This is a genomic window from Mycobacterium pseudokansasii (genome assembly GCF_900566075.1).
GTDB classification, from domain to species: Bacteria; Actinomycetota; Actinomycetes; order Mycobacteriales; family Mycobacteriaceae; genus Mycobacterium; species Mycobacterium pseudokansasii.
In genome coordinates this window covers 5295937-5312064 of sequence record NZ_UPHU01000001.1, presented here as the reverse complement: position 1 = coordinate 5312064, position 16128 = coordinate 5295937, and the positions used below count along the sequence as shown (strand labels likewise).

Genomic DNA, 16128 nt, shown 5'->3' with positions numbered 1-16128 from the left:
GTGTCAACGCCGGATTCGTTTCTGCTATTTATCATTCTTAATCATGGAGAATCGAGTTCTCAATAGGTTCGGTTGGTGCGCCTAGAGCGCGATATTCGTTGGACCGCTACGCGCCGGCGAAGCCGCGCGAACAGAAGTCCCATACCTCGCCGGCGGTGATGGGATGGGCTGTCGCCTCGTCTTTGCCGCCGCTGGACTGCGCAATGAACATGACGGTCTGCATAGTCATGGCGGCCATCCGCCGCGGATTGACGTCTACGCGCAGCTTGCCGGCTTTACCGGCGTCTTCCATGAGCTCGGTTAGCAACGCCAGCAGGGGCGCATGAGCGATCTTGACCTCGGCCGGATGGGTAACAAGTAAGCGCGGCGCAAAGTCGGTGAAGAGGGGCCGCTGGGCGGTAGGGTCGGGCCGTGAGGCCTCGTACAACAGCTCGATAGCGACCTTCAGCCGCTCCAGCGGGTCGGGGTGGCCGTCCGTAGCGGCCCGGATCTGGTCGGCCGAACGGCTCAGCGCATCCTCGAACAACGCAAGCAGGAGCTCGTGCTTGCCGTCGAACTGTAAATAGAAGCTCCGCAACGACTGGCGGGAGCGGTCCACGACTTCCTGGACGGTGAAATCCGTGCTGCCCTTTTCGATGATGATCGCCTGCGCGGCATCCAGGAAACGCTGAACCCGCTGTGCCGCCCGCAATTTCGCGGTCTTGATGGACCGTTCGACGGCGCGCTGCTTCCAGGCCGGCTCTTCGCTGGGGTTGGTCACGGGCGGCTCGGATGACTGCCGCGGGGACAAAACATGGTTGGACTGTACCGGAGAACGCCGTGGCATCGCTGCGTTCGACCTCCTCACGGGCTTGCCGACGATGTCGTGGAGATTGTAACTTCCTCGTTGCGAGAATACTATTCTCTTACCCGCGTGTTTGGGAAGCGCGATCGAGAGAGCGGGCGTTCAGGAGTGCCGTGCAGCTGACCTTTGATGCCGATGTCGAAGCGTTCCGCCGCGAATTCGTCGCGTTCCTCGACCATCATCTGCCCGACGAGGCGGCGGGGATGCAGCGGCCGCGATCGTGCTCACATGTGCCGGCGTGGGCGCGCCGCTGGCAGCAGCTGCTGTTCGACAACGGGTGGCTGCTGCCTGGCAATCCGCCGGAGTTCGGGGGCCGCAACGCCTCTCTTGTGCAGCAGTACGTGTACTCCGAGGAATTGGCCCGGCGGCGAATCTATCGCAGCTTCAACCCGCAAGGTGTGGGGATCATCGCTGAATCGTTGCTGTCGTTCGGAACTGCGGAGCAGAAGCGGCGCTGGGCCGTGCCGATCCTGCGGGCCGAGATGACAGCGTCGCTGGGCATGAGCGAACCCGGCGCCGGTTCGGATCTGGCGTCGTTGACAACGCGGGCGGTGCTCGACGGTGACCACTTCGTGGTCAACGGACAGAAGGTGTGGACTTCGGGCGCCCACGACGCCGATGTGCTGCTGACGTTCGTGCGCACCAACCCCCAAGCTCTGAAACACAAGGGCATCAGTGTCCTGCTGATCCCCACGGATACTCCCGGTGTGGTGCGACGGCCGTTTCCGTCGGTGTGCGGTCACGACGATGTGGAGTTCAACGAGGTGTTCTTCACCGATGTGCGGGTACCGGCCGAGAATCTGGTGGGAGAGCTCAACGCAGGCTGGCGGGTGGCAACCGGTTCACTGGGGCACGAACGCGTCATGCTGTGGCTGGGATACGCAAACCTGTTGGGCGAGTTGACAATCGATTTCACTCCATCGGATGTGCTGCAGCGCGATCGCTACGCCACCCTGGTGATGGATACTCACGCGATGCGGCTGCTGGGGTCTGCGGCACTGGCCCGGGCCGCACGCGGAGACGAAGATGTGCCCGCGCAGTCGGTGCTCAAGCTGCTCGGTTCGGAGGCATTGCAGCGTGCCTCCGAGGATGCGCTGAACGCCGCGGGAGCCGACGGGCTCCTGCACCCTTCGGTGACGGCCCCCTTCGCGCCGCTGAACCTCGACGACCACTACGGCAGCTGGTTCGACCGGTATGCGCGCAGCTTCGCCGGCACCATCGCCGGCGGCACCTCGGAGATCCAGCGCAATATCATCGCCGAACGCATCCTCGGCCTCCCGCGCCGTTAGACCCGTTGCGAGCGTGAACCGCACGACGCCGCGCCGGCGTGTTGTGTCGTGAGATTCACTGCCGCGGCTCAGCTGGCGGCCAGCCGAGGCTCGGCCAACCCGGCCTCGATCTCGTTGCGCCGCAGTTGAATCGGACTGGGCCGCAAATTCGGTTGACCACCGTCCGCCCGGGTGCAGTCCTATTCGACTGCCCTTGTGACGAATGCAAACCATCAGAAAGCCGATGAACCTCACCCATGACGATCTGGTCGAGCTGACCGATCTGACCGCCGAAGCCACCGGCGGCGCCGATGCGCGCCGCCGGCCGATCACCGACGTCAACGCATGGCTCGACGGTCTGGACTGGGATGTGCGTGCCGCGCTGCGTGCACTTGGTGAGTTGCTGGTCGGCGTCGCCGAGCGCGAGGGCGCCGAAAACGCCGACCGGTTCACCGCCCGCTGTCTGGGTGTGGCCGATTGCGCACCTGCTCGATGAGCAACGCGAACTCAATCCGGTGTCTCGGTTGACCAGTGCGCTGGTGTTGGCGGAGTGGATCGATGAGCACGCAGAGGTCTGCGAGATTGGTCCGGGCGAGTGCGCCCACCCGCCCAAGTGGACGCAGACCGAGATCAGCGGGCAGCGTTACCGCCACCCGCTGTGTTTGAGTGTGCACTTTCCCGCCGGGACGCTGCTCGACGGCACCGGATGCGTCATCCGGATCGAAACACGTGAAAACGTCAAGTACTCAGCCGAAGTGAGCACGTATGTGACTCCGGACAACCAGGCTAAGGCCCGCGGGGTGCTGGACCGCCTCGCCGAACGTGCGAAACGAACTCAACCCGTACCGGGGCCGGGCGGTGCGCGCCACCAATAGGCACGGCCTGAGCTTGACGGTCATCGACCTGCCCTCGACCGCGACGCGCCAGAACGTGATCGTCGCAGACGAGGTGTGGGCCGAGGTCGACCTCGGCGTGATCGCCGTGCGCGACCGGCACGGCCTCCTTAACGCACACAGCCTCGGCGCGCGGCGCGGTGTGTTGCTGTGCGGTCCACCCGGCACCGGGAAGTCGGCGGTGCGCGCTGTGGTAGCCAGGGAAGTCGTCGGGGAATTCACCGTCATCGACGTCGAGGCGAAGGCCGGTGCGCAGCTGCTGACCGCTGTCGTGGAGGAAGCACAGCGTCTCGGAGGGCCGGTGCTGCTCGTGCTGGAAGATGTCGACCTGTGGTGCCGGGACCGCGCCAGCGCCGATGCTGGACTGTCGGAGCTGTTGCGGGCCATGGACATTGAGCCCGACGCCCGCATCCTGACGTTGGCCTGCACCAACGACGCCGCCACCCTGGACAAGGCGGCCATCCGCACCGGGCGGTTCGATTCCGTCATCGAAGTCGGCTATCCCGGTCGCACCGACGCCGCCCGCATTCTGGCGGCGCTGCTACGCGACCTTCCCGGCGGTCGCGCCGTCGACGCCGCCACCGTCGTGGCCGCGCTGCCGGAGAACACCAGCGGCAGCGACATCCGCGAAATCGTGCGCCGAGCCGTGCTGTCCGGCGACGACGGAAACGTCAGCACAGCGACGCTGCTCGCGGAGGTGGGCAACGGTCGCTACCGAGCTCAGGCGCCGGCCGGGATGTACCTCTGACAGCGCTGGCAGCACTTCAGAGCTGACCCAGCTGGGGAGCAAACCCCTTGGAGCACAAAGTAACTCCGATATCCCGCACCAGCTCGTGTGAACTCCCCAGCAGCCCGTCGAGCACCAGCGACCGCTTGACGTGGCGATGCAGCCGGTGTTCGGCGGTGAAACCGATACCGCCGAGCACCTGCTGGCAATGGCGGGCGACGGTCAGTGCGGCCTGGCCGGCTGCGGCTTTGGCGAGCAAGCACGCGAGCTCGCCGGGTTCGTCGGTGGCGGCCTGCACGGTGGCTTCGGCACCTTCGATGGCGACGAGCGCCTCGGCCAGCCGGTGCCGGACCGCCTGGAAGGAAGCGATGGGCCTGCCGAACTGCACCCGGTCCAGCGCGTGCCGGCGGGCTAGCGTCAGCATCGCCCGGCTGGTGCCGACCAGCCACCAGCCCAGCGCCCGCCGGCCCGCGGCCACGGCCGGCGGGGGAAGTGAATCAGCTTGTGCTACAGGGTGTATCGGCAGCTCGCCATCCAGTGTCGATGTCCCAAGATCCCCACGCTCCCAGAGCACCCACGAACCGCCGGCGAACGGCAGCGCCACGGTGCCGCCACCCGCACGCCCGGCCGCACGCAGCACAACGTCGTTGACGACGGGCGCATGTGCACCGGCCTGACCGAGTAGGCGGAATACCAATGGTATTGCGACATCCGGCATGTCGTCGAGCATGTCCAGCCAGCCCAGGTCGGCCAACGCCGCGTCGAGGCGGCCGCCGGACGCGCCGGCCATCGTCGTTCGCAGCGAGTCGGTCAGCAGGCGCAGCGACTCGGAATCGGTCGGCTCCAACGTCATTCCTTCCCGAGGTCGAGTAACCGGCGGGCGATGATGTTGCGCTGGATCTCGGCGGTACCGCCGTAGATGGTCGCCGCACGCGAGTACAGGTACTCCGACCGCCACGCTGTGTCGACGAGCTCGAGTGTTCCAGGCAGCAGGTCGCGAACAGTGTCGTAGAGGCGTTGCTCGGCGGTTGCCAACAGCACCTTGTCAATCGAGGTCTCCGGCCCGAGCCGCGCGCCGTCGGCCAGTCGGTGCTGGGTGGCGCGGGATCGGCAGCGTAGCGTGTGCAACGCGAGATAGGCTGCGCCAAGCTCTGATTCGTCAGGGTTGTCGGCCTCGGTGATCAGCGCATCGAATCGGGAATACAGATAGGCGATCCGTTGCCAGAAGCACGTCGAGCGCTCATAGGGCAACAGGTCCATCGCGAGCCGCCAGCCGTCGCCGGGGCGGCCGAGCATCCGGCTGGCCGGGATCACCACGTCGTCGTAGTAGACCTCGCAGAATTCGTCGACGCCGTGCATGGTGCGCAGCGGACGAATGGTGATGCCGGGCGTGTCCAGGTCGACTAAGAACGCGGTGAGTCCGTCATGCCCCGGCGCGGTCCGGGTGAGCAGGATGCACCGGGTGGCGAACTGCGCAAAGCTGGTCCAGACCTTCTGCCCGTTGACAATCCACTCGTCCCCGCGAGGGGTGGCGCGGGTGGACAACGACGCCAGGTCGCTGCCCGACCCCGGCTCCGAAAAGCCCTGACACCAGTGTTCGCAACCGCTCAGCAGCCGCGGCACCAGCTGTGCGGCGAGTTCTGCCGGCGCATAATCGATCATCGTGGGCGCGAGCACCTCGACCATCGAATACGGACCCGGTTCGGCCAGACGGCGGCCGACCACTTCCTCGCCGACGATCGCGCGCAGCAGCGCGGGCCCGCCCAACCCGCCGACTTCAACCGGCCAGCCGTAGCGCATCCAGTCGGCGGCGTACAAAGCGTGGTGGACACGCGCGAGTTGCCGCATCTGGCCCCGCAGCGAGTGGTCGGGTCCGGGCGTCAGATCGTGCTCGTCGAGCCACGCGCGCAGGCCGGCCCGGAATTGTTCGACATTCACGGGGCGGGACGCCCGACGGCGTGCGGGCGCCCGGAGTCGTGCGCGCCGCTGCGCCGAATGAACGTCATCGCCCGGGTTTTCAGTCGCCAGCCGTCGGACGTGCGCAGGTAGGTGTCGCGGTAGTAGCCGATCCGCATGTCGTGGGTGGCGTGTTCGATGAAGCACAGCGGCTGGGTACCGGTTGCCGAATCACCGTCGAGTTCCACCACCGCAGTTCCGGTGAGGAACAGGCCCTTTGGGGCCGCCGCCACCAATTCCGGGAACCTGTCGAGGTGGTAGGTGTCGCCGAAGGCGCTGTAGGTCCCGTCGGGCGTGAAGACGCTCAGCAGTTCCTCGATGTCTTCCTGGGTGATGGTGACGGCATAGCGTGCCAGCAACTGCTGGATCTCGACCAGGTCGTCAGTTCTGCTGGGCATAAACCTTGCCGCCTTTCATGACGAAGCCGACGTTGCGGGTAACGGCGATGTCCTCCAACGGGTTTCCCGGCACCGCAATGATGTCGGCCAATTGCTCATCCGCGAGCCTGCCCCGGTCGGCGACGTTGATCAGCTCGGCGGCGGTCACCGTGGCGGCCCGCAGCACGGCCAGCGGCGGGATGCCCCACTCGACGAGGGTGACCAGCTCGTCGGCGTTGCGGCCGTGCGGTATCGCCGGTGCGTCCGTGCCGACGGCGATCTTCACGCCGGCGTGGTAAGCGGCCACTATCGAGGTGCGCGCCCGCGGGAACATCTCCGCGGCCTTGGCCCGCAACTCGGGCGGGGCATGGGAGACGTCCATCGCGTTGCCGTCGGCCAGGCGCCGGGTCGACACCAGAAACGTGCCGTGCTGCACCATCATCGCGATCGCCTCGTCGTCGACGAGGAAACCGTGCTCGATGCAGTCGATGCCGGCGGCGACGGCGTGCCTGACCGCATCGGCGCCATGCGTGTGCGCGGCGACCCGCAGCCCGCGCCGGTGCGCCTCGTCGACGATGGCGCGCAGCTCTTCGTCGGAATAGTGTTGTGCGCCAGGCGGTCCGGTCAGCGACATCACTCCGCCCGAGCAGCAGACCTTGATCAGCTGGGCGCCGTGCTTGATCTGGTAACGCACCGCCTTGCGGATCTCGTCGATGCCGTTGGCGATGCCCTCCTCGACGGTCAGATCCAGCACGTGCGGTGCGAAGGCGGCGAACATCGTCGGGTCGAGATGGCCCCCGGTCGGCGTAATGGCATGGCCGGCAGGCACAATTCGAGGTCCGTCGATCCACCCCGCATCGATGGCCCTGCCCAGCGCGACGTCGAGCAGGTACCCGCCGGTCTTGACGAACAGGCCCAGGTTGCGCACGGTGGTGAACCCGGCACGCAACGTCCGGCGGGCATTTCCCACCGCACGCAACACCCGCGTCGGCGGGTCATCCTGTACCTGGGACAGCCCGGGCTTCTCACCGCGCCCGCCCATCAGCAGATTGACTTCCATGTCCATCAGCCCGGGCAGCAGGATCTGGTCTCCCAGATCGATCACTTCACCCTCGGCAGCGCCACCGATGCCGACGATCCGGTCGCCGTCCACCCGCACCACGCCGGGCCGGACGATCTCGCCGGCATCAATGTCGAGCAGCCCGGCGGCCTTGACCGTAATCACCTGTCAGATCACCGGCTCCTTGATCAGCTCCACCCAGGCCGCGCCGCTGTCGGGTACCCGCGGCTGCTTCCAGGCCTCCACCGGAAACGACACCATGATCAGCGACTGCATCATGTGCATCAGCGTCCGTGCGTCCTCGGGCAGATCGTCGAGCGGATACTTGTCACAGTAGGCGATCGCGTCGTTCAGGCGGGGGAATGCCGCGTCGTAAAAGGCCTGCATCTCCGGCATCGAGGACGCCAACCGCTTGGCGTAACGCTCGGGCTCGGTGGCCAGGTCCCAGTCCAGATGCGGTTCCAGGTCGGCGAATTCAGCGGGCAGCTTGCGTGGCGTGGCCATTGTTGCGGTACTCCTTGACGTAGTCTCCGGTCATCTTGTGCAGATGTCGGAGCAGGATTTCCTGATCGCACAGCGGAAAATTGGTGACCACCTTGGTGCCGATCATGGTCTGGGTGGCTTCCAGGGTGTTGGCGTCCTGCAACGCGTATTCCTTGAAGGTCACCGCGGCCAGCTCCTGCGCCAGCCGTTCCCGCGCGTTTCGCGGTGGCACAAAGTACAGGCTGGTCTCGAAGATGTGCTTGTCCACGGTGGTTGGCCAGTAGTGGTAGGTGAGATACCAGCCCGGCGCCCAGATCAACAGCATGAAGTTCGGGAAGAACAGGAAAGAGTCGATGCCCCACTGCTTGGCCTTGCACGGGTTGATGCCCGGCGGTAGCTCGCCGAGCTCGTTGATCACGTCGGGTCGGTCCCAGGGGCCGAACAGCCCGCTGCGCAGCACCCGGTCCATCGGCTTGACCATGCTCAGGTCGGCGGGTGGTGACTGACCGCCCCAGACCGAGATCATCGCGTGCGGGCCCGTCAGCTCGTAGTGCAGCGCCTCGAAGCCGTACTTCATCATCTTGGCGGCTTCATCCTTGGTGTACTGCCCCTGGTGCAGTACCGGCGCGTGATAGAACTCCGCGAACGCGTCGATGAACAGCTTCCAATTGCTGCCGACTTCGGCCTTGTACGAATAGACCTCGGTCATCTCGTGGAAGGGGTATCCCTCCAGGCCCTTGGCCATCGGACCCAGATATTCGGCAAGCGGCGTCGCGTCCGGATCGAGGTTGACGAAGACGAAGCCCTCCCACACCTCGCAGCGCACCGGCTTGAGGCCGTACTGGCTCTTGTCGACGTCGAAGAACTCGTCCTCCTGCTGGATGAAGGTCAGCTCGCCGTCGAGGCTGTAACGCCACGCGTGATACTTGCAGGTGAACTGCCGGCAGGTGCCCGCGGTCTCTTCGTGCGGAAAGTCGTTCCATACCAGCTTGTTTCCGCGGTGGCGGCAGATATTGTGGAAAGCCCGGATCACGCCGTCCTTGCCCTTGACGACGATCACCGACATGCCGGCACCGGCCGACGGCAGCTCCTTGGTGAAGTAACTGCCGGTGCGGGGCAGGCGTTCGACGCGGCCGACGTTGAGCCAAGTGCGCCGGAAGATTGCCTGCTGTTCGTCGGCGAAGTACTGCGGGTCGATCGAATCGGTGTAATCGACGGGCGCGGTGCCCAATTCGGGGTAGTTTTGCGTCCAGCTTCCCGCGGCTGGTTTGGTGAAGTGGGGCAAGGTACTACCTCTCCTGTTTCGAGTCTTGTTTCGAGGCTTGTTCGAGCTCGACGCCAAAAGTATTGAAAGCCATGGCCAGTAGCGCGTAGCAGCCGACAGTGAACACGTAGTCCATTCGCTGGCGGTCGTCGAGGCGTTCGCCGAGCGCGGCCCAGGTCTCCTCGGACAACTCCGACTTCTCGTCGAGTTCGTCGACCCCGGTGAGCACTGCGCGTTCGAAGGCGTCGACGGCGTCACCCCGGCGGACCGCGGCCACCTCGTCCTCGCCGATTCCGGCCTTTCGGGCCAGTGCCACGTGATGGGCCCACTCGTAGGCGCAGCCGCGCCGATGCGCGATCCGCAGGATGGCCAGTTCGCGGACCCGGGGCGGCAATGTGGAGTCGAACAAGAGGTGGATGTTGAACCGCAGGAACGCCTTGGCCAGCGCCGGGTGACGGGCGAACGTCGACAACGCGTTGCCGGCGTGGCGCGGATTGCAGCGTTCCGGGGGCAATATGCCCGAGAGCGACTGCCGGGCAGCGTCGTCCCACTGGTCGGCCGGCAGCGGCGGCAGACGCATCCGACGGCCTCCTCTCGGGGCGATGATCCGATCCTCTCTTGTTCGGAGAATCGGATTCTCATTTCTAACTAATAGACTTGCATGATTCGTTTCCCGGGTCAATGCCGGGGCGTCTGACTTTCGCTGCGCCCGCCCGCGCAGCTCCCCTGAATGTTGATTCTCGCTTCGCGAGAAGATAGTTTCCAACAGTAGAGAGCTTGCGGCAGTGGCGGCTCGCCGATGCCGGCTCGGTGGCCCGCGTGGAGATGCTCGATGGACCCAAGGGAGAGGGGTACGGCCATGAACAAAGAGGACATGATCCTGATCAGCGTCGACGACCACACCGTCGAGCCGCCGAACATGTTCAAGAACCACCTGGCGTCGAAATACCTCGACGACGCGCCGCGGCTGGTGCACAACCCCGACGGCTCGGACATGTGGAAGTTCCGCGACACCGTCATTCCCAACGTGGCGCTCAACGCGGTCGCCGGCCGACCCAAGGAGGAGTACGGGATCGAGCCCACCGGTCTGGATGAGATCCGGCCGGGGTGCTACAACGTCGACGAACGCATCAAGGACATGAACGCCGGAGGCATCCTGGCTTCGATCTGCTTCCCGTCGTTCCCGGGCTTTGCCGGGCGCCTGTTCGCCACCGACGACCCCGACTTCTCGGTAGCCCTGGTGCAGGCCTACAACGACTGGCACATCGACGAATGGTGCGGGGCTTACCCCGCGCGGTTCATTCCGATGGCGCTGCCGGTGATCTGGGATGCCGAGGCGTGTGCGGCCGAGGTGCGGCGGGTGTCGAAGAAGGGGGTGCACGCCCTGACCTTCACCGAAAATCCGGCGGCGATGGGGTATCCCAGCTTTCACAACGAATATTGGAATCCGCTGTGGAAGGCGTTGTGTGACACCAACACCGTGATGAACATCCACATCGGATCCTCGGGCCGGCTGGCCATCACCGCGCCCGACGCGCCGATGGACGTGATGATCACGCTGCAGCCGATGAACATCGTGCAGGCCGCCGCGGACCTGCTGTGGTCGCGGCCGATCAAGGAGTTCCCCGACCTGAAGATCGCGCTCTCGGAGGGCGGCACCGGGTGGATCCCCTACTTCCTGGAGCGCGCCGACCGTACGTTCGAGATGCATTCCACCTGGACGCACCAGAACTTCGGCGGCAAGCTGCCCAGCGAGGTGTTCCGCGAGCACTTCCTCACCTGCTTCATCAGCGACAAGGTGGGTGTCAAACTGCGCAACATGATCGGGATCGACAACATCGCCTGGGAGGCCGACTACCCGCACAGCGACTCGATGTGGCCGGGCGCGCCCGAAGAGCTGTGGGATGTATTGTCGCTCAACGATGTTCCGGACAATGAGATCAACAAGATCACCCACCAGAACGCGATGCGCTGGTACTCGTTCGACCCGTTCACCCATGTTCCCCGGGAGCAGGCCACGGTCGGGGCACTGCGTAAGGCCGCCGAGGGACACGATGTGTCCATTCGCGCCCTCAGCCACCACAAGGACACCCGGGCGGGTTCGTCGTTCGCGGAGTTTGCCGCCAGTGCGAAAGAACTCACCGGCAATAAGGACTGAGGCGCCACATGGTTGCGAGCAGACGCAAAAGCGCCGACACGCTCGGCGTGTCGGGCGCTTTTGCGTCTGCTCGCGAGCGGGAGGTGGCATGGATTTCGAGCTGACCGATGACCAGGAGCTGATTCGGCGGTCGGTCGCGGAGCTCGCGCGCAAATTCGACGACCACTACTGGATGGAAAAGGACCAGTCGCACGAGTTTCCGAACGAGTTCTACCACGCCATAGCTCAGGGCGGCTGGCTGGGGATGACGATTCCGGCCGAGTACGGCGGACATGGCCTCGGAATCACCGAAGCCACAATATTGCTCGAGGAAGTAGCCAAATCGGGCGGCGGCATGAACGCCGCCAGCTCCATTCACCTGTCGATCTTCGGCATGCAGCCGGTAGTGGTGCACGGTTCGGCGGAACTCAAGGCACGCGCGCTGCCGCGGGTCGCGACCGGCGAGTTGCACGTCTGCTTCGGGGTGACCGAACCCGGTGCCGGGCTGGACACCGCACGCATCACCACGTTCGCCAAACGCGACGGCGATCGCTATATCGTCAACGGCCGCAAGGTGTGGATCTCCAAGGCGATGGAGTCCGACAAGATCCTGCTGCTGACCCGCACCGAGTCGCTCGACGACGTCAAGAGGCGGGGCGCGAAGAAGACCGACGGGATGACGCTGTTTCTCACCGATCTTGACCGCAGCCGGGTCGACATCCGCCCGATCCGCAAGATGGGCCGCAACGCTGTCAGCTCCAACGAGTTGTTCATCGACAACCTCGAAGTATCGGCTGAAAACCGGATTGGTGAGGAAGGCAGGGGTTTTCAGTACATCCTTGACGGGCTGAATCCGGAGCGGATGCTGATCGCCGCCGAGGCGCTCGGCATCGGCAGAGTCGCCTTGGACAAGGCGGTCAGGTACGCTACCGACCGCGAGGTGTTCGGCCGGCCGATCGGCATGAACCAGGGCATCCAGTTTCCGCTGGCGGATTCGCTGGCCCGCTTGGACGCCGCCGAGCTGATGCTACGCAAGGCAACGTGGCTCTACGACAACGGCAAACCCTGTGGGCGCGAAGCGAATACCGCCAAGTACCTGTGCGCCGACGCCGGCTTCACCGCGGCCGACCGGGCGTTGCAAACCCACGGCGGCATGGGATATGCGGAGGAGTATCACGTCGCGCGCTACTTCCGCGAGGCCCGGCTGATGAAGATCGCCCCGATCAGCCAGGAGATGATCCTGAATTTCCTTGGGGAGCATGCCTTGAAGCTGCCCCGGAGCTATTAGCGGGCGGCGCCCGGCACAACTCAGGTGTTGCTCTGGTCGATCCCGAGCACCCAGCGGCTGAACCGCCATACCCCATGCTGCTTGACCGCCGTGAAGTCGTAGCAGGCCGTCAGGTCCGCTATGGGCGGGCCGCCGTCACGGATGGCGGATACCTGGACATAGCAGTGTCCGCTCGCCTCGGTAGCGTTTTGGCTGGTGAACCACACCGAGTCGATCGCGTGCCGGCGTCGGTTGTTCTCGGCGTTGAACGCCGCTTTCCGCGCCGCCGCAAGGTATGCCACCGTATCCATGTCTGCCGACACGGTGTTGCTTTCTTGCGTCAGGAACAACTCCGGTGACTCGGTGAACAAGGCTCGATGCTCATCGAGGTGGTCTTGGTCGTAGAGGTATGCGTAAGCGCCCAGCAGGTTGATGACCGCCAAGCGGTCGGCGGCGTCGAACGTCGCCTCCCGCGCATCGATACCGTCGACCGGCGTCGTGTCCAACATGCGTGTCTCCTGACTCTGGAATGGTTGCCAATTCGGTCGTTAACGGATGGATGACCCGATGGAGACGCCGCCATCCACGTCGAGTACGACGCCGGTGACGTAACCGGCCGCCGGCGAAGCAAGAAATGCCGCCGCCTCGGCGACGTCTTCCGGTCGGCCGGTACGTTTCATGGGAATCTTGGCGACCAGTTTGCTGCGGGCTACGGCATTCATCGAGGCCAGCATTGGTGTTTCGATCAGGCCGGGCGCGATCGCGTTGGCGGTGATGCCATGCCTGGCTCCTTCGAGGGCGATGACGCGGGTCAGACCGACGATTCCGGCTTTTGCTGCGGCGTAATTGCTCTGGCCGAAGCTTCCGCGCCACGACATCGACGAGAAGCTCACGATTCTGCCGTAACCCTGATCCGTCATCGGCGCGAATGCGGCGCGTGCACAGTAGAAGGCGCCGCTGAGGTTGACCGCCAGGACGGAGTGCCAGTCGTGGTCAGCGATGTTTTCCAGGCGGTTGTCCCGGATGCTGCCGGCGTTGTTGATCAGCACGTCGAGACGGCCAAAGTCCTTGGTGGTCTTAGCAATCCAGTCGTCAACCGAGCCGGAGCAGCTAACGTCGACGACATCGCAACGCACCGGCCCGCTGACCAGAGCGTCGGCGCGGACGTCGGCCAGTGCGACGGCGGCACCCTCAGCGGTAAACCGGTTGGCCATGGCCAGCCCAAGCCCTTGGGCCGCACCGGTGATCGCGACAAAGCTTCCCTCATATCGATTCATCGAACTTCTCGCTGGCTGAACCGGTGCTGCAGAAACGCCCGGACGGCGGCTTGTGGCTGGCCGGTATCCCAGTGTCGTGCAAAGGCTTCCAGCTCGTCGTGTAGCGCGCGGACGGTATCGGCCGAGTCGATCCGATGCAGCAGCGCCTTGAGGCTGCGCTGGGCGGGCCCGGCACGTTCGACCAATCGGGCACATACCGTTTCGGCCGTCTGGTCGAGCTGGTCGGCGGGGACGACGCGCAGGATCCAGCCCGCGTCGGCGAGCTCGGTCGCCGGCAGCAGTTCACCCGTGAGCAGCAGCCAGCGGCACAGGCCGTGCCCGACCGCACGCGCCAGCCGCGTGCTGGAGCCGGCGGCGGGCAGCAGTTGGTTGTTGAGGTGACCGTCACCGATCATGGTGCCTTCGGCGGCGATGACGACGTCACAGGCCAACGCCAACTCCAGGCCGCCGGCGACGGCATGCCCGTGCAGGACAGCCACCCACGGCACCGGGCTGGCCTCGATCCTGCTGAAGCAGTCCGACACCGTCTTCAAGAAGTGCACGGGATTGCGGCCCCGCTGGTGCAACTCGAGGAAATGACGCAAGTCTCCGCCGGCGCAGAAGCTGGGCCCGTTGCCGGCGACGGCCACCACCGCGGTCTGCGGGTCGGTCTCGGCGTGGGTGATCTGCTCGGTCAGCGCCTCGACGAGCTCACGGTTGAGCGCATTGCGTTGCGCCGGTCTGTTGAGCCGTAGCCAGCGGATCGCGCCGCGCTGCTCGACCTGCAGGCAGTCGTGTGTCTCGTTGCGGCTCATGGGGTTACCGCCCCTGCAGCCCCTGCAGCCCCTGCAGCCCCTGCCGCTTCCTGGCGTTGCCGGCGCAACACCGACCGCTGCACTTTCCCACTGCTGGTCTTGGGCAGTTCGTCAACGAAGTGCACGTGGCGCGGGTACGCATGTGCGGCGTAGTTGTCCTTGACGAAACGCTGCAACTCGGCCGCGAGTTCTGCTGACCGCGGGTGGTTGCCGCGCAGCACGACGTAGGCTTCGATCACCTCCCCGCGAACCTCGTCGGGTGCGGCCACGATGCAACATTCGGCGACGGCCGGATGCCGAGCCAGCACCGACTCGACGTCTGCCGGTCCGATGCGATAGCCCGCCATGATGATCACGTCGTCGTCGCGCGCGAAAAAGAAGAAGTCTCCGTCGTCGTCGACACGAGCGATATCACCGGTGAGGTAGTAGCGGCGATCCGCGGTGAACCGGCCGGCATGAGCCTGGTCCTGGTAGCCGGTGAACGTCAGCAACGGGCTGGCCGCGACGTCGATGGCGACGCGGCCCAGGACGCCCGGGGGCGCCGGCCGGTCATCGTCGCCCAGCACGGTCACCGACCACCCGGGCAGCGGACGGCCCATCGACCCGGGTTTGACCAGTCTCGCCAGTTCGGGGTGATGGTGGTTGCCCACGACCATGCCGAGTTCGGTTTGGCCGAAGTGGTCGTGCACCAGCAATCCCAGTGCCCGGCGCGCCCACTCGTTGACTTCGGCAGTGAGCGGTTCCCCGGCGCTGGAGGCACGGGCGAGTTCAAGGTCGGCGGGCACCACCGTCAACGTTGCCCGCAGGCTGCGGAAAACCGTTGGGGCAGCGGCGAAATTGGTGACCCGGTGTTCGGAGAGTGTCCGCCAGGTCGACTCGGCGCTGAAGCCTCCCCGGAGCAGAATGCTCGAGATGCCTGCGGCCATGGGCGCGGCGATGGCGGTGTAGAGCCCGTAAGCCCAGCCCGGGTCGGCGGCGCACCAAAAGCGGTCGTCGGACGTCACGCCCAGGCTGTATTCCAGGTAGGCCTGAAAACCGGCCAGATAGGCCACGGGGTGCACGACACCCTTGGGTTTTCCGGTGGTGCCGGAGGTGAACATGTGGACCAGCGCCCCGTCGCCACCGACCGCGACGCGGTCGACCGGCTCTGGTGCAGCCGCCGCGACGGCGTCGGCCAGCAATCGGTCGCCGTCGGTGACCGGCGCGGCGCCCGTGACCAGGACCGTCCGGTGGGCGCTGGGGGCCAGCTTGTGTCGTTGGCCGGGATCGACCACCACCAACACCGTGCCGGACCGCTCCAGACGTTCGGCGATTGCGTCGGCCCCGAAGGCGGTGAACAACGGTACGTACACCGCGCCTAGCCGCCAGGTGGCCAAGATGGTGACGACGAGATCGACGCTCTTGCCCATCAATGTCGCCACGCGATCGCCGCGACGTACCCCCGCGGCGCGGAAGGTCTGCGCGTAGCGGTGCGACGCCGCGGCGAGGTCGCCGAACGTCATGGGCACCGACCCGCCGTCGCCGACCACGGTGAACGCGGTGCGCCGGGCCGGATGGCGATCGCAGAGCAACCATGCGACGTCGGCGTGCGCGTCGGAAAACTGTTCTCGGAGCTCGTCGACTCGTTGCAGGGAGTTCATTCGTTTACCGGTTGGGTACACATTGACGTACAATAGTACCCATTAAGTTACCAAGGCTGGGAATATGGTTACAGCTGGCTGTGTTGCGGCACCGGCCCGTCGCTCACCCGACAGCCACCGCCCGCACCGGATAATGAGCCG

15 protein-coding genes and 1 pseudogene are annotated in these 16128 nt (G+C 65.5%); 4 read left to right on the top strand and 12 right to left on the bottom strand.

The genetic code is table 11. The annotated features are described in order from the left end of the window. Positions 1–106: 106 nt before the first annotated feature. Positions 107–760, bottom strand: a complete 654-nt coding sequence (locus EET10_RS23855; RefSeq protein WP_036405084.1) for a TetR/AcrR family transcriptional regulator — start codon at positions 758–760, stop codon at positions 107–109. 197 nt (positions 761–957) lie between these two features. On the opposite strand from EET10_RS23855, the gene EET10_RS23850 reads away from it, so the two are divergent. Beyond that, entirely contained in the window at positions 958–2133 is a 1176-nt protein-coding gene (locus EET10_RS23850; RefSeq protein WP_122502552.1) for an acyl-CoA dehydrogenase family protein, read from the top strand. 223 nt (positions 2134–2356) lie between these two features. Beyond that, positions 2357–3753: pseudogene (locus EET10_RS32050) on the top strand (ATP-binding protein). A 16-nt stretch (positions 3754–3769) separates the two neighbouring features. Here EET10_RS32050 and EET10_RS23840 read toward each other — a convergent pair. Genes EET10_RS23840 through EET10_RS23810 form a run of 7 tightly spaced genes read right to left on the bottom strand, consistent with a single transcriptional unit; the run spans position 3770 to position 9452 of the window. Then, entirely contained in the window at positions 3770–4585 is an 816-nt protein-coding gene (locus EET10_RS23840) for an acyl-CoA dehydrogenase family protein (RefSeq protein ID WP_122502551.1), read from the bottom strand. After that, positions 4582–5670 (bottom strand): acyl-CoA dehydrogenase family protein, encoded by a 1089-nt coding sequence (locus EET10_RS23835; RefSeq protein WP_063466628.1) that lies wholly within the window; start codon positions 5668–5670, stop codon positions 4582–4584. Before EET10_RS23835 ends, EET10_RS23840 begins: the two co-directional genes overlap by 4 nt. After that, complete coding sequence (locus EET10_RS23830) at positions 5667–6086, bottom strand: nuclear transport factor 2 family protein (RefSeq protein WP_036405088.1); 420 nt, start codon at positions 6084–6086, stop codon at positions 5667–5669. Before EET10_RS23830 ends, EET10_RS23835 begins: the two co-directional genes overlap by 4 nt. Beyond that, positions 6070–7290, bottom strand: coding sequence for a metal-dependent hydrolase family protein (locus tag EET10_RS23825; protein WP_036405089.1), 1221 nt, complete (start codon positions 7288–7290; stop codon positions 6070–6072). Before EET10_RS23825 ends, EET10_RS23830 begins: the two co-directional genes overlap by 17 nt. A gap of 3 nt (positions 7291–7293) precedes the next feature. Next, positions 7294–7629, bottom strand: a complete 336-nt coding sequence (locus tag EET10_RS23820) for a hypothetical protein (protein WP_036405090.1) — start codon at positions 7627–7629, stop codon at positions 7294–7296. Beyond that, positions 7601–8893 (bottom strand): aromatic ring-hydroxylating oxygenase subunit alpha, encoded by a 1293-nt coding sequence (locus EET10_RS23815; RefSeq protein ID WP_063466626.1) that lies wholly within the window; start codon positions 8891–8893, stop codon positions 7601–7603. The genes EET10_RS23820 and EET10_RS23815 overlap by 29 nt, the downstream gene beginning before the upstream one ends. Before the next feature lie 4 nt (positions 8894–8897). Next, positions 8898–9452: a carboxymuconolactone decarboxylase family protein gene (locus EET10_RS23810; protein WP_036405092.1), complete on the bottom strand. Its 555-nt coding sequence runs from the start codon at positions 9450–9452 to the stop codon at positions 8898–8900. Positions 9453–9731: 279 nt separating this feature from the next. Here EET10_RS23810 and EET10_RS23805 point away from each other — a divergent pair, with 279 nt between their 5' ends. Together EET10_RS23805 and EET10_RS23800 are read left to right on the top strand one after the other, a co-directional pair. After that, complete coding sequence (locus tag EET10_RS23805; RefSeq protein ID WP_036405093.1) at positions 9732–11030, top strand: amidohydrolase family protein; 1299 nt, start codon at positions 9732–9734, stop codon at positions 11028–11030. An 88-nt stretch (positions 11031–11118) separates the two neighbouring features. After that, positions 11119–12297, top strand: a complete 1179-nt coding sequence (locus tag EET10_RS23800; RefSeq protein ID WP_036405094.1) for an acyl-CoA dehydrogenase family protein — start codon at positions 11119–11121, stop codon at positions 12295–12297. 20 nt (positions 12298–12317) lie between these two features. Here EET10_RS23800 and EET10_RS23795 read toward each other — a convergent pair whose 3' ends face one another. Genes EET10_RS23795 through EET10_RS23780 form a run of 4 tightly spaced genes read right to left on the bottom strand, consistent with a single transcriptional unit; the run spans position 12318 to position 15987 of the window. Further along, positions 12318–12785, bottom strand: coding sequence for a nuclear transport factor 2 family protein (locus tag EET10_RS23795; protein ID WP_036405095.1), 468 nt, complete (start codon positions 12783–12785; stop codon positions 12318–12320). A gap of 39 nt (positions 12786–12824) precedes the next feature. Then, entirely contained in the window at positions 12825–13553 is a 729-nt protein-coding gene (locus tag EET10_RS23790) for an SDR family oxidoreductase (protein WP_036405096.1), read from the bottom strand. Then, complete coding sequence (locus EET10_RS23785; protein ID WP_063466625.1) at positions 13550–14347, bottom strand: enoyl-CoA hydratase/isomerase family protein; 798 nt, start codon at positions 14345–14347, stop codon at positions 13550–13552. Before EET10_RS23785 ends, EET10_RS23790 begins: the two co-directional genes overlap by 4 nt. Continuing rightward, a complete protein-coding gene (locus tag EET10_RS23780; RefSeq protein WP_122502550.1) occupies positions 14344–15987 on the bottom strand; it encodes an AMP-binding protein in 1644 nt (547 codons plus the stop codon). Before EET10_RS23780 ends, EET10_RS23785 begins: the two co-directional genes overlap by 4 nt. Between the last annotated feature and the right edge of the window lie 141 nt (positions 15988–16128).

Excerpts from the sequence above, each read along its gene's own strand:
- EET10_RS23785 (WP_063466625.1), bottom strand. The coding sequence starts at position 14,347 with ATGAGCCGCAACGAGACACACGACTGCCTGCAGGTCGAGCAGCGCGGC.
- EET10_RS23840 (WP_122502551.1), bottom strand. The coding sequence starts at position 4,585 with ATGACGTTGGAGCCGACCGATTCCGAGTCGCTGCGCCTGCTGACCGAC.
- EET10_RS23795 (WP_036405095.1), bottom strand. The coding sequence starts at position 12,785 with ATGTTGGACACGACGCCGGTCGACGGTATCGATGCGCGGGAGGCGACG.
- EET10_RS23810 (WP_036405092.1), bottom strand. The coding sequence starts at position 9,452 with ATGCGTCTGCCGCCGCTGCCGGCCGACCAGTGGGACGACGCTGCCCGG.
- EET10_RS23830 (WP_036405088.1), bottom strand. The coding sequence starts at position 6,086 with ATGCCCAGCAGAACTGACGACCTGGTCGAGATCCAGCAGTTGCTGGCA.
- EET10_RS23780 (WP_122502550.1), bottom strand. The coding sequence starts at position 15,987 with ATGAACTCCCTGCAACGAGTCGACGAGCTCCGAGAACAGTTTTCCGAC.
- EET10_RS23820 (WP_036405090.1), bottom strand. The coding sequence starts at position 7,629 with ATGGCCACGCCACGCAAGCTGCCCGCTGAATTCGCCGACCTGGAACCG.
- EET10_RS23790 (WP_036405096.1), bottom strand. The coding sequence starts at position 13,553 with ATGAATCGATATGAGGGAAGCTTTGTCGCGATCACCGGTGCGGCCCAA.
- EET10_RS23805 (WP_036405093.1), top strand. The coding sequence starts at position 9,732 with ATGAACAAAGAGGACATGATCCTGATCAGCGTCGACGACCACACCGTC.
- EET10_RS23800 (WP_036405094.1), top strand. The coding sequence starts at position 11,119 with ATGGATTTCGAGCTGACCGATGACCAGGAGCTGATTCGGCGGTCGGTC.